Here is a 12,159-nt window from a genome sequence, read left to right as displayed (position 1 = left end):
GGTTCTCAGGGGGTGAGGTAGACGGTCTTGGTGTCGGTGACGAAGTCGAGCGCCTGCCGGCCGCCCTCCGGGAACGCACCGCCGGAGGACGCCTTCCAGCCGCCGAACGGCGGTGCGACGCCGTTCCCGGTGGTCGGTCCGTTGATCTTGACCAGGCCGTACTGCGCCTCGGCGGCGAACCGCTGGGCGACCGCCAGGTCGGTGGTGTGGACGGCGGTCGCCAGACCGTGCGTCGAGGCGTTGAGGATGGTGAGCGCCTCGTCGATCCCGGCGATCGGCGACACCGTGCAGAACGGGCCGAACACCTCGCCGGTGACCAGCGGGTGCCCGTCCGGCACGTCGGTGAACAGGGTGGGCGCCACCCAGTGGCCGCCGGGATCGCGGTCCGGCACCGTGCCCGTGGTGGCGACCACCCGGGCGCCGTCGGCGACGGCGCGGTCGTGCAGCGCGGTGAGCCGGGCGAACTGGGCGGCGGTCGCGACCGGGCCGGTCGTCGTCGCCGGGTCGTCGCCCGGCCCGACCCGCAGCGCCCGGACCCGCTCGGCGAGCCGCGCCATCAGGTCGGCGGCCACCGGCCGGGCCACCAGCACCCGGTCGGTCGACGTGCACGCCTGCCCGGTGAGACCGAACGCGCCGGTCGCGATGTCGGCGGCGGCCCGGTCGAGATCGGCGTCCGCGCACACCACGGCGCAGTTGCGGCCGCCGAGCTCCAGCTGCAGCCGGGCCTGGCCGTGCGCCTGCTCCCTAATCAGCGCGCCGACCGCGTCCGAGCCGGTGAAGCTGACCGCCCGGATCCGCGGGTCGGCGAGCAGCCAGGCCATCGCGTCCGGATCGTGGCCGTGCAGCACCGGCAGCGCGTCCGCGGGCAGCCCGGCCTCGTGCACGATCCCGGCCAGCCGCTCGCCGACCCCGGCGGTCACCGGGGACGGCTTGAACACCACGGTGTTCCCGGCGGCCAGCGCCGGGGCGATCTTGCGGGCGGCCAGCGAGACCGGGAAGTTCCACGGTGTGACGGCGAGGACGACGCCGAGCGGGCCGCGCAGCGTGTAGGCGACGGTGCCCGGCGTCTCGCTCGGGAAGGTCGTCCCCTCCACCTGGAACGCGAGCTGGGCGGCGAGCCGGAACTGCTCGGCGGCCTTGCCGATCTCGCCGCGGGCGGCGGCGACCGGCTTGCCCTCCTCGGCGGTCACCAGCGCGGCGAGCTCGTCGCGGGCGGCGTCGAGCCGGTCGGCGACCGCGCCGAGCACGGCGGCCCGCCGGGCGGGGGTCTCGCGGACCCAGCCCGAGCCGGACGCCCGGTCGACGGCGTCCCGGGCGTCCGCGGCGGTGGCAGGCCGGAACCGGGTCACCACCCGGTCCGGGGCGGCCGGGTCGGTCGTCCGGTGGTCCGCGGACGCGGCACCGGAGCCGGGAAGAGTTGGTGCGGGGTGCACGAAGAACCTCCGGCGGATTGTGGAGTATGACGGCTACCGGTGATTGTGGGTGCGGGCCAGCATGGCCTGCACTGGACGAAGTGCAGCCGCCCACGGATCGGATATAGGCAGATGGCACAGACCGAGCAGCCCGACCGGCCCGGCCGGGGCGCGCCCACCGCCGCCGTCGACCCGCCGGACACCGTGACGGTGGCCGATCTCCTGGCCGAGCCGTTGCTGCGCAACACGCTCGTCGCCGGCCGGGACGGCACGTCCGGGATCGCCCGCTGGTGCGTCCCGCTGTCCGAGCTCGACGACCCGGCCGACGGCGGGCCGGAGCCCGAGGCCGGTCTGGTCGTGCACGCCGCCGCGGAGCGGGTGCGCGGCCCCGCCGGCGAGGCCGTCGTGCACCAGATCGCCGCGGCGGGCGCGGTCGCGCTGCTGGTGCGCCTCGATCCCGGCGACGCCGCACCCCCCGCCGAGCTGCAGGAGTACCTGCCGCAGGCGCGGGCGGCGGCCGACCGGATCGGGCTGCCGCTGGCGCTGCTGCCGCCGACCGCCGGGTTCCGGGCCGTCAGCCATCTGGTCGCGACGAAGGTGCTGGCCCAGTCCACGCACGTGCTGCAGTACAGCGACCGGGTGCACCGCTCGCTCGGCGAGATCCTGGCCCGCGGCTCCGGGGTCGGTTCGCTGGCGCACGGCATGTCCCGGATGGCGGGCACCCCGGTGATCGTGGTCGACCCGGACGGCGCGGTGCTCGCCCACGAGTCGGCGGGCGGCCGCCCCAAGCCCCCGCAGGAGCCGGTCGTCGCCGTGCTGCGCCGGCTCGCCGACGGCTGGGGGCCGGGCCCGGTGGAGTCCGTCGCCGTCGACCTGGGGACGGCCGGTGACGGGGACGGCGCCGTCGTCCCGCTGGCCGTGCCGATCACGATCGGCGGCGAGCCGTGCGGCCTGGTCGCGGTGCTGGAACCGGTCGGCGCGCAGGCCCACGACCGGGCGCAGCGCCGGATCGTCGCCCAGGAGGGTGCGGTGCTGATCGGCGCCGAGATGCTCCGCCTCCGCTCGATGACCGAGGCCGAGGAGCGGACCCGCGGCGACTTCGTCGTCGACCTGGTGCACGGCCGGTTCGCCGACGGCCAGCAGCTGGTGGCCCGGTCCCGGCACCACGGCTTCCTGCCGGACCGCACCTACGCGGTGCTGGTCGCCGAGCCCGATCCGCCGGTCGCCGACGACGCCCGCGCGGTGCGCCGCTTCCAGGCCGCCGCCCGGGCCGTGGAACGGCTCGGCCGTCCCGGCGACGCGCGCACGCTGGCCACCCAGCTCGGCGGGAACCTGGTGGTCGTCGCGCCGGCCGGCACCGGATCCGACGACATCCGCGAGCTCGCCGGTGCGGTGGCCCGGCTGGTCCAGGACCGGCTCGGCGGGACGGTGCGGGTCGCGTTCGGCTCGGAGGGGGCCGGGGCGGGCGGGACCGCGGTCAGCTACCGGGAGGCGCGCACCGCGCTGTCGCTGAGCCGCCGGGTCGACGTGCCCCCGGTCGTCGGCTACGAGGACCTGCGGATCTTCGTCGCGCTGCGGGAGCTGGCCGACTCGGCGAACGGCCGCCGGTTCGCCGAGGAGGTGCTCGCCCCGCTGCGCCGCGCCGACGGGCACCAGCGCAGCCTGGAGAACGTCGTGCTCGCCTACATCGCCGAGTCCGGGAACCTGAACGCGGCGGCCCGGCGGCTCGGGCTGCACCGGAACACCACGCTGTACAAGCTGGACCGGGTGTCCCGGGCGATGGGCATGGACATCCGGTCGGCCGACACCCAGTTCATGGTGTGGCTGGCCCACCACGTCGACACCCTGACCCGGGTCACCGACGACCTGGACGCGGAGCTGGCGCCGCCGCCGTCGGAGGACCTCACCGGGTGATCCCCCACCGTCCCGCGAGCGCCCGTCCGCTCTGAGCGGAACGGCCGCGACACTCCGCCCGGCCGCACCTAGGCTCCGACCCGTGGAACCCCGGCCGACCCCCGAACCGCTGTGGCGGCACCTGCTCGGCGACCAGCTCCGGGCGGCGCGCCGCCGGCGCGGCGACACGCTGGAGGAGACCGCGCGGCGGGCCGGGATCTCGCCGCAGTACCTCTCCGAGATCGAGCGCGGGCGCAAGGAGCCCTCCAGCGAGATGATCGCGGCGGTGGCCGGGGCGCTGGAGCTGACGCTGGCCGAGCTGACCCGCGCGGTCGCCGGGACGCTGCGCGGGCCGACCTGCCGGGCGGCGTACGCACTGGCGGCGTGAGGGCCGGGCTCACCGGTCCGCCAGGACGGTGTCGAGCAGCCCGTACTCGCGCGCCGCGGCCGCGGTGAAGATCCGGTCGCGATCGGTGTCGGCACGCAGCGTCGCGACGCTCTGCCCGGTGTGCCGCGACAGGATCGACTCGATGTCGGCCCGGATCCGGACGAGCTCGTCGGCCTGCAGGATCAGGTCCGGGATCGTGCCGCGGCCCTGCGCGGCGGGCTGGTGCAGGATCACCCGCGCGTGCGGCAGCGCGGCGCGCTTGCCCTCCGCGCCCGCGGCGAGCAGCACCGCGCCGACCGCGACCGCCTGCCCGACGCAGGTGGTGGCGACCGCCGGGCGGATGTGCCGCATCGTGTCGTAGATCGCGAGCATCGCGCTCGGGTCGCCGCTGTCGCAGTTGACGTAGAGCTGGATGTCCCGCTCCGGGTCGTCGGCCTCCAGGTAGAGCAGCTGGGCGATCAGCGCGTTCGCCACCCCGGAGTCGATGCCGGTGCCCAGGTAGACCACCCGCTCGGTGAGCAGGTGCGAGTAGACGTCCATGATCCGCTCGCCGCGCGGGTTCTGGGCGATCACGTTCGGGATGGTGTAGCTGCTCACCGGACGGCCCCGAAGCCGGCGGGCAGCGAGCTGCGGCGCGGCGCGATCTCGTCGAACCGGGAGACCACGGCGTCGACGAAGCCGTACTCGAGCGCCTCGGTGGCGGAGTACCAGCGGTCGTGCAGCGAGTCGGTGAAGATCCGCTCGATCGGCTGGCCGGTGTCCCGGGCGATCAGCCCGAGCACGGTGTCCCGGGTGTGCCGCAGGTCGTCGGCCTGCAGCTCGATGTCCACCGCGGTGCCGCCGATCCCGGCCGAGCCCTGGTGCATCAGGACCCGGGAGTGCGGCAGCGCGCGCCGCTTGCCGGGGGTGCCCGAGGACAGCAGGAACTGCCCGGCGCTGTAGGCGATCCCGAGGACCAGCGTGGACACGTCGCACGGGACCAGCCGGATGACGTCGCGCAGCGCCAGCATCGCCGGGACCGAACCGCCCGGCGAGTGGATCCACAGCGCGACGTCGCTGTCCGGGCCGGTCGCGGCGAGCGTGATCAGCTGGGTGGCGAGCAGGGTGCCGTTGTCGTCGTCCAGCGGGCCGTCGAGCACGAGGACGCGCTGGTCGAACAGGTCACGGCGGGCCCGCTCGTCGAACAGTGGGGTGTCGGTCATGGGCCCACCGTGCCGGGCGCGGTCGCCCGATGGTCGGGGTTCTGCCGACGGCAGCTTCGCCCAGGGCGTAACCGCGGGTCAGGGATGCAGTCCGGCGAACAGCAGGGTGGTGTAGGTGGCGACGACGTCGTCGGTGTCCTCGTCGGCGCTGCCCCTGATCCAGCCGCTGACGCCGTTGAGCATGTCGAGGATGCCCAGCGCGGCCAGGGTGGGGTTGAGCTCCCGGAACTCGCCGCTGCGCATCCCGGCGGCGAGCACGTCGCGCACCCGGCGGTGGTAGTAGTGCAGGTAGCCGTCGATGTCCGCGCGGTGCTCGGCGGTGAGCGCCGGCCGCTCGTGCAGCCCGACCAGGTACTCGACGTGCCGGTGCAGCAGGTGCCGGACGTGCGCCCGGACGAGCGCGGTCAGCCGCTCGGTGGGGGTCCCGGCGGCGTCGAGCAGCGGCAGGTTCTGCTCGACCGGTTCCCGGGTCACCGTCAGGCAGATCGCGTAGAGGATCTCCTCCTTGGAGGAGAAGTGGTGGTACAGGCTGGCGCTGCGGATCCCGATGGTGGTGGCGATGTCGCGCATCCCGACGGCGGCGTAGCCCTGGTCGGCGAAGATCCGGGCCGCGGCGCTGACGATCTCGGTCCGCCGCTGGGCGGTGGGCTTCCTGCGGCCGGCCGGTTCCTGCACGGGTCCCAGTGTGGCGGGCGGCCGCGGCGACGGCGCCGGAAGGCCGGTCATCGGGCGACGGCCGGCGCGGTGCGCTCGACGTGGAAGTCCGCGAGATCGGCCTCGTGCGTCATCCGCCAGTAGTCGACGACCTGCCAGGGCATCGTCGAGACGATCCGGCCGTCGGCGTTGCGGTACCAGTTGGTCATCCCGGGATGGGTCCACAGCATGCGGGCGTGCGCCTCGTCGTGCCGGCGGGTGTACTCGCGCTCCACCTCGGCCCGCACCTCGACGGCCCGCAGGTCGTCGCGGACCATCCGGCGCAGCAGGTCGACGATGTAGCGGACCTGGCACTCGGCGACGGTGATGAAGCTGCCGCCGTGGCCGAGTGCGGTGCCCGGGCCGCAGGTGAGGAACAGGTTGGGGAAGCCGGGCACGGTGATCCCGAGGTGCGCGTGCGCATCCTGCGGTCCCCAGACGTCGGCCAGCCGCACCCCGGCCCGGCCCCGGATCTCGATCGGCCACAGGAAGCGGTGCGTGTGGAAGCCGGTGGCCAGGACGATCACGTCGGCCCCGGTCACCGTGCCGCCGTCGCCGACCAGGCCGGTCGGGGTGATCTCGGCGACCCCCTCGGCGACCAGCTCCACGTCGTCCCGGCGCAGCGTGCGGTACCAGCCGTTGTCCAGCAGCATCCGCTTGCCGAACGGCGGGTAGCCGGGCAGCGACTTCGCCACCAGGTCCGGCCGGCCGGCCAGCTCGGACTCCAGGTAGCGGGTGAAGACGCGGCGGTGCGCGTCGTTGACGGCGTTGACCGAGCGGTCCGGGTGCACCCAGTCCGGGTCGACCTGCAGGCTCGGGTGGACCCGGTCGTTGAAGTTCCACGCCAGCCGGGCCCGGTACCAGCCCCGGTAGTACGGGACCCGGTTCATCAGCAGGTGCACGGCCTCGTCGATGCGCTCGAAGTAGACGTCGCTGGGCGCGATCCACTGCGGCGAGCGCTGGTACACGGTCAGCGCTCCGGCCGTGTCCGCGATCGCCGGGACGACCTGCATGGCGCTGGCACCGGCCCCGACGACGGCGACCCGGCGGCCGGTCAGGTCCAGGCCGGACGGCCACCGGGCGGTGTGGAAGATCGGCCCGGTGAAGGTGTCCAGGCCGGGGATCTCCGGCACCCGGGGCCGGTTCAGCGCCCCGGTCGCACTGATCAGCACGGACGCGGTGACGGTGTCGCCGTCGGCGGTGCGGACCGTCCAGGTCGCGTCCTGTTCGTCGTAGTCGGCGGCGACGACCTCGGTGCCGAACCGGATCACCCGGCGCAGGTCGTAGGCGTCGGCGATCCCGCGCAGGTACTCCTCGACCTCGTCGCGCTTGCCGAAGTGGGTGCCCCAGTCCCGCGGTGCGAAGGAGTAGGAGTAGAGGTGGCTGGGCGTGTCGACGCCCGCTCCGGGATAGGTGTTCTCCCACCAGCCGCCGCCGACCTCGGTGTTCTTCTCCAGCACGACGTGCTCGACGCCCGCCTCGCGCAGCCGGATCGCGGCCAGCATGCCGGACACGCCGGCCCCGATGATCACCGCGGTGATGCCGGTCGGCCCGATCGGGACGGCCGGGGGCCGGGTGAAGCCGAGGTCCTCGGCGAGCATCTCGGCGTAGTCGGGCGTCGCCGGCTCCCCGTTGGCCAGGCTCAGCAGCTCCCGCATCAGCTCGCCGGTGGGGGCCGGGATCGCGACCGGGGCGCCCTGCTCGTGCGCGAGGACGGCGTCGAGCACCGCCTGCCGGATCTCGGCGGCCACCTCGGGTGCGAAGCCGCCGGAGTCGTTGTCGTCCATCCCCCGGCTGCGGGTGGGCCGGTAGGGCTCGGCCAGCCACCGGCGGTCCCCGGTGAGCTGCACGAGCACCGGAAGCAGCGAGGGCAGGTTGGCGTGCTCGAGCGCGCGGGCGAGCTCGGCGCCGGTGGTCGCGGACATGCGCTCCCCTACGGTCAACTTCAATCTAACAGTGGATAGGTTAGGTCGCCCCGCCTCCGGCGTCCAGTGTCCGGTCCTGCCGTCATCTGGGCTCTTGACACCCCCGGGGGAGTCGCAGCAGTATCGCCGCCAGAAACCTAACTGTGGATAGGTAGGAGTTGGCGATGGAGCTGACCGAGGCCATGCGGACCGTGGGTACCTGCCGGTACTTCACCGACCAGCCGGTTCCGGACGAGGTGCTGCACCGGGCGTTCGAGGTCGCGCGGTTCGGCCCGCAGGGCGGCAACCGCCAGCCGGTGCGCTGGGTGGTGGTGCGCGACGCCGCGCGCAAGCAGGCGCTCGCGGACCTGTACCTGCCGATGTGGAAGGCCTATCTCGGTGCCATCGGGGACGGCACGGTCAACGTCGGCGCGCTACCGAAGACCGTGCGGGACGCCGACCACTTCGCGGAGAACCTGGCGAGGGTGCCGGCGATCGTCGTCGTCTGTGCCGAGATCGACGGCCTGCACCCGACCGACCTGGAGCTCGACCGGCTCTCCGTGGTCGGCGGCGCCTCGATCTACCCGACGGTGCAGAACCTCTGCCTGGCGCTGCGCGACCAGGGTGTCGGCTCGGCCGTCACCACGCTGCTCTGCCACCACGAGGAGAAGGTGCGCGAGCTGCTGGAGGTCCCGGACGGGGTGCTCACCGCCGCGCACGTCGCGATCGGCTACCCGGCCAAGGGCTTCCCGAGCAGGCTGACCCGGTCCGCGGTGGAGGACACCGTCTCGGCCGAGACCTACGGCAGGCCGCTCTTCGCGGCCTCGGCCGTCTGACCGCCCGCCCGACCGCACCAGCCCGAAGGACTCCCCCGTGGCCGATCTCGCCCCGCACCACCGCACCCTGCTGGGTCGCGCGACCATCGGCGACCAGCTGCGCCGGCACGCCAGGACCCGGCCGGACAAGGTCGCGTTCGTCGCCTACGCGGTCGACGGCACCCGCACCGAGACGACCTACGCGCAGCTCGACGAGCGCGCCAACCGGTACGCGCACCTGTTCACCTCGCGCGGCATCGGGCACGGCGACCGGATCGCGTCGATGGCGCGCAACAGCGTGGAGGTCGTCGCGGCCTACTACGGCGCGCTGAAGATCGGCGCGGCGTTCACCGGCGTCAACCCGCTGTACCGGGAGGCCGAGATCGGCCATCAGCTGCGGCACAGCCGGGCCCGGCTGGTGCTCACCGACGAGGCGTTCGCCGGGCCGGTCGCCGCCGTGCTCCCCGACGGCGCCGGGCAGCTCGGCTACGGGCCGGAGCTCGACCCGCTGCTCGCCGCCCGGCCCACCGACGAGCCGGTGGCCGATCTCGACGAGAACGACGTCGCGCTGGTCGTCTACACCTCCGGCACCGAGGCCGCGCCGAAGGGCGTGCTCATCCCGCACCGCAACTACCTCGCGTCCACCGCCCCGGCGTGGGGCTGGGGGCTGGCGACCGGGCCCGACGACACCTGGCTGTTCGTGATGCCCTTCCACACGATCGCCGGTCTCGGCTCGATGACCAGCCTCACCCTGATGGGCGCCACCCTGGTGCTGCCCGCCACGGCGGACCCGGCGACCGCGGTCGGCATCATCGGCCGGGAACGGGTCACCGTGATCGCCCAGACGCCGACCTTCTACATCGCGCTGGCCGGGCAGGACGGGTTCGGCCCGGAGTCGGTCGGGCAGGTCCGCCGCTGCATGACCTACGGCGGGCAGATCCCGCCGCACGTCATCGAGGCCTGGTCCGCCGCGGCGCCGGAGGTGCTGTGGGGCACCTACTGGGGCCAGTCCGAGCTCTCCCAGCTGGGCACGGTCGGCTTCTTCCGCACGCTCGACGACGTGCCCGGCGGCGACCCGACCTGGATCGGGAAGCCGGTCACCCACCTGGAGATCCGGGTGGTCGACGCCGAGGACCGGGACGCCGAGGTCGGCGAGCTGATCTGCCGGACCCCCTCGGCGATGCTCGGCTACCTCGACGATCCGGAACGCACCGCCGAGGTGTTCCGGGACGGCTGGGTGCGCACCGGGGACATGGTCCGGATCGACGCCGAGGGGAACCTGTTCTTCCACGACCGGCTCAAGGACATGATCAAGTCGGGTGGGATGAACGTGTCCAGCCAGGAGGTCGAGCGGGTGGTCCACGAGCACCCGGCGGTCGCCAGAGCGGCGGTCGTCGGGATGCCGGACCCGTACTGGTCGGAGGCGGTGACCGCGTTCGTCGTCGTGCAGCCCGGCCGGGAGCTGGAGCCCGACGAGCTGATCGCGCACTGCCGGGAGCGGCTGGCCGTCTTCAAGGTGCCCAAGGCGGTGCACCTGGTCGAGGAGCTGCCGGTCGATCCGCAGGGAAAGATCCTCAAGCGCCGGCTCCGGGACGGCGCACCCGCCTGAGCCGGGCCGGGCCGGGCGGTCACGGCCCGGTGCCGATCCGGTCCAGCTCGGCCAGGTCCTGCCCGGTCAGCACGGTCGCGGCACCGGCGGCGTTCTCCCGCAGGTGCGCCACCGACGACGTGCCGGGGATCAGCAGGATGTTCGGCGAGCGCTGCAGCAGCCAGGCCAGCGCGACCGCCATCGGGCCGACGCCGCGGCGGGCCGCCACGCCGGCGAGCAGCGAGGACTGCAGCGGGGTGAACCCGCCCAGCGGGAAGAACGGCACGTAGGCGATGCCGGCGGCGGCGAGCTCGTCGATCAGGTCGTCGTCGGTGCGGTGGGCCAGGTTGTAGAGGTTCTGCACGCAGGCCACCGGTGCGATGGTCCGCGCCTCGGCGACCTGCTCGGGGGTGGCGTTGCTGACGCCGAGCCGGCGGATCAGGCCGTCGCGCTGCAGCTCGGCGAGCGTGCCGAACGCCTCGGCGAGCGAGCCGGGCCGGGGACCATCGGCGTCGCCGAGCCGGAGGTTCACCAGGTCGAGGGTGTCGACGCCGAGACCACGCAGGTTCGCGGTGACGGCCTCGCGCAGCGCCTGCGGATCGCGGGCGGGCGGCCAGCCGCCCTGCGCGTCGCGGGTGGCGCCGACCTTGGTCGCGATCCGCAGCTGCCCGGGGTAGGGGTGCAGCGCCTCGCGGATCAGCTCGTTGGTGACGTGCGGCCCGTAGGCGTCGGCGGTGTCGATGTGGGTGATGCCGAGCTCGACGACCGCGCGCAGCACGGCCAGCGCGCCGTCGCGGTCGGCGGGTGGGCCCATCACCCACGGGCCGGCGAGCTGCATCGCGCCGTAGCCGAACCGGGTGACGGTCAGGTCGTCGCCCAGTTCCCAGGTGCCGCCGGGGAGTGCGGTGGAGAGCGTGCTCATCGGGCTGCCTCTCGTCGTGCGGGGGTGGCGCCGGCCGGCGCCCTGCTTCACGCATGGTCGGGCAGCTCTCCGATGGGAAGCAGGCACCTGGAAGTGCGTAGGGCACCCGGGGGGGAAGCAGGTGGGGATGGCGACGACGACGGCGGCGGAGCGGCGGGCACGGGCCAGGGTGGAGTACGACGCCTTCCTGGCGGTGTGCCCGAGCAGGCAGCTGCTCGACCGGATCTCCGACAAGTGGGTGACGCTGGTCCTCTGCGGACTCGGCGATGGGCCGCTGCGGTTCTCCGAGCTGTCCCGGCAGCTGGCCGGGGTCAGCCAGAAGATGCTCACCCAGACCCTGCGCTCGCTGGAGCGCGACGGCCTGCTCACCCGCACCGCGACGGCGACCGTGCCGGTGACCGTCAGCTACGAGCTCACCGACCTGGGCCGGTCCCTGCACGGGGCGATCCGCGGCCTCAAGGCGTGGGCCGAGACGCACATGGACGACGTGCTCGCCCACCGGGCCGCCCACGACCGCTGAGCCCGCCGGGGGTGGTGGCCCGGGGTGGCTGCACCGCGATCGCGGCCGACCGATGAGTCCGTGCCGCGGCGGCGGTCCACCCGGTGAACAGCCCACGACCGAGGGGACCCGCCATGACCACGAACGCCCGGCCACCCGTCGTCGACGCCGAGACCTGGCAGCGCGAGCTCGCCGCGCTGCGGGTGCGGGAGAAGGCCGCCACCCGCGAGCTCGACGCGATCGCCGCGCAGCGCCGCCGGCTGCCGATGGTGCAGATGCCCGACTACCTGCTCGACGGCGTGGACGGCCCGGTCCGGCTCGCCGACGTCTTCGACGGCCGCTCCCAGCTGATCGTCTACCACCACATGTGGCACCCGGGTGCGCAGTGGCAGTGCGGCGGCTGCACCGGCTTCACCTCGCAGTTCACCCGGCTGGAGTTCCTCGCGAACATCGACGCCCGGTTCGTGGTCGTCACCCAGGGGCCGATCGACGAGGCGCTCGCCTACGCCGAACGGGTCGGGAACACGATGACCTGGTACTCCACCGCGAACAGCCCGTTCGGCGCCGACGTCGGCGCGCCGCCGGACGGCGGGTTCGCCGTCAACGTCTTCCTGCGCGACGGCGCGGACGGCCGGGACACCGTGTACCGGACCTGGCACACCGACGGGCGCGGCACCGAGCAGCTGTCCTACACGTTCCCGCTGGTCGATCTGCTCCCCTACGGCCGGCAGGAGGTGTGGCAGGACTCGCCGGACGGGTGGCCGCAGTCGCCGACCTACCACTGGTGGCCGGACTCGCCGGACATCGCCGCGGCCTACGGCGGCGCCCGGACGTGAGGTCGTC

At 74.2% G+C, this 12,159-nt stretch carries 12 protein-coding genes; 6 read left to right on the top strand and 6 right to left on the bottom strand.

All coding sequences use genetic code 11. The annotated features are described in order from the left end of the window. Positions 1 to 5 precede the first annotated feature (5 nt). A complete protein-coding gene (locus tag ACVJO7_RS25220) occupies positions 6 to 1,433 on the bottom strand; it encodes an aldehyde dehydrogenase family protein (RefSeq protein ID WP_491674941.1) in 1,428 nt (475 codons plus the stop codon). A gap of 111 nt (positions 1,434 to 1,544) precedes the next feature. On the opposite strand from ACVJO7_RS25220, the gene ACVJO7_RS25215 reads away from it, so the two are divergent. Then, the gene (locus ACVJO7_RS25215; RefSeq protein WP_491674940.1) at positions 1,545 to 3,326 is read left to right on the top strand and encodes a PucR family transcriptional regulator; all 1,782 of its coding nucleotides are present in this window, start codon (positions 1,545 to 1,547) and stop codon (positions 3,324 to 3,326) included. An 82-nt stretch (positions 3,327 to 3,408) separates the two neighbouring features. Next, positions 3,409 to 3,693, top strand: coding sequence for a helix-turn-helix domain-containing protein (locus ACVJO7_RS25210; RefSeq protein WP_344025743.1), 285 nt, complete (start codon positions 3,409 to 3,411; stop codon positions 3,691 to 3,693). Between the two features lie 9 nt (positions 3,694 to 3,702). On the opposite strand, the gene ACVJO7_RS25205 is transcribed toward ACVJO7_RS25210, so the two are convergent. From ACVJO7_RS25205 to ACVJO7_RS25190, 4 genes are all read right to left on the bottom strand, one after another. Continuing rightward, positions 3,703 to 4,290 (bottom strand): ClpP family protease, encoded by a 588-nt coding sequence (locus tag ACVJO7_RS25205; RefSeq protein WP_491674939.1) that lies wholly within the window; start codon positions 4,288 to 4,290, stop codon positions 3,703 to 3,705. After that, positions 4,287 to 4,895: a ClpP family protease gene (locus ACVJO7_RS25200; RefSeq protein WP_344025748.1), complete on the bottom strand. Its 609-nt coding sequence runs from the start codon at positions 4,893 to 4,895 to the stop codon at positions 4,287 to 4,289. The genes ACVJO7_RS25205 and ACVJO7_RS25200 overlap by 4 nt, the downstream gene beginning before the upstream one ends. A 78-nt stretch (positions 4,896 to 4,973) precedes the next feature. Then, positions 4,974 to 5,570 carry a TetR/AcrR family transcriptional regulator gene (locus tag ACVJO7_RS25195; protein WP_344025750.1) on the bottom strand — a complete coding sequence of 199 codons (597 nt, stop codon included), beginning with the start codon at positions 5,568 to 5,570 and terminating at the stop codon, positions 4,974 to 4,976. A gap of 47 nt (positions 5,571 to 5,617) precedes the next feature. After that, complete coding sequence (locus tag ACVJO7_RS25190; RefSeq protein ID WP_491674938.1) at positions 5,618 to 7,513, bottom strand: flavin-containing monooxygenase; 1,896 nt, start codon at positions 7,511 to 7,513, stop codon at positions 5,618 to 5,620. Between the two features lie 164 nt (positions 7,514 to 7,677). Between ACVJO7_RS25190 and ACVJO7_RS25185 the strand changes: the two genes are divergently transcribed. Then, positions 7,678 to 8,328 (top strand): nitroreductase family protein, encoded by a 651-nt coding sequence (locus tag ACVJO7_RS25185; protein ID WP_491674937.1) that lies wholly within the window; start codon positions 7,678 to 7,680, stop codon positions 8,326 to 8,328. 37 nt (positions 8,329 to 8,365) lie between these two features. After that, positions 8,366 to 9,916, top strand: coding sequence for a class I adenylate-forming enzyme family protein (locus ACVJO7_RS25180; protein WP_491674936.1), 1,551 nt, complete (start codon positions 8,366 to 8,368; stop codon positions 9,914 to 9,916). Between the two features lie 19 nt (positions 9,917 to 9,935). On the opposite strand, the gene ACVJO7_RS25175 is transcribed toward ACVJO7_RS25180, so the two are convergent. Further along, complete coding sequence (locus ACVJO7_RS25175; protein ID WP_491674935.1) at positions 9,936 to 10,817, bottom strand: oxidoreductase; 882 nt, start codon at positions 10,815 to 10,817, stop codon at positions 9,936 to 9,938. Between the two features lie 127 nt (positions 10,818 to 10,944). Here ACVJO7_RS25175 and ACVJO7_RS25170 point away from each other — a divergent pair, with 127 nt between their 5' ends. Then, on the top strand, positions 10,945 to 11,337 hold the full coding sequence (locus ACVJO7_RS25170) for a winged helix-turn-helix transcriptional regulator (protein WP_491674934.1): 393 nt from the start codon (positions 10,945 to 10,947) through the stop codon (positions 11,335 to 11,337). Positions 11,338 to 11,450: 113 nt separating this feature from the next. Continuing rightward, the gene (locus ACVJO7_RS25165) at positions 11,451 to 12,152 is read left to right on the top strand and encodes a DUF899 domain-containing protein (RefSeq protein ID WP_491674933.1); all 702 of its coding nucleotides are present in this window, start codon (positions 11,451 to 11,453) and stop codon (positions 12,150 to 12,152) included. Positions 12,153 to 12,159 lie beyond the last annotated feature (7 nt).

This window comes from Pseudonocardia sp. DxW (genome assembly GCF_058448985.1).
The sequence above is the reverse complement of the archived record's forward strand: the minus strand, read 5'-3'. Positions and strand labels throughout refer to the sequence as shown.

Bases quoted from the DNA above. Each gene is read 5' to 3' on its own strand.
- ACVJO7_RS25200 (WP_344025748.1), bottom strand. From the start codon at position 4,895: ATGACCGACACCCCACTGTTCGACGAGCGGGCCCGCCGTGACCTGTTC.
- ACVJO7_RS25165 (WP_491674933.1), top strand. From the start codon at position 11,451: ATGACCACGAACGCCCGGCCACCCGTCGTCGACGCCGAGACCTGGCAG.
- ACVJO7_RS25190 (WP_491674938.1), bottom strand. From the start codon at position 7,513: ATGTCCGCGACCACCGGCGCCGAGCTCGCCCGCGCGCTCGAGCACGCC.
- ACVJO7_RS25175 (WP_491674935.1), bottom strand. From the start codon at position 10,817: ATGAGCACGCTCTCCACCGCACTCCCCGGCGGCACCTGGGAACTGGGC.
- ACVJO7_RS25170 (WP_491674934.1), top strand. From the start codon at position 10,945: ATGGCGACGACGACGGCGGCGGAGCGGCGGGCACGGGCCAGGGTGGAG.
- ACVJO7_RS25215 (WP_491674940.1), top strand. From the start codon at position 1,545: ATGGCACAGACCGAGCAGCCCGACCGGCCCGGCCGGGGCGCGCCCACC.
- ACVJO7_RS25185 (WP_491674937.1), top strand. From the start codon at position 7,678: ATGGAGCTGACCGAGGCCATGCGGACCGTGGGTACCTGCCGGTACTTC.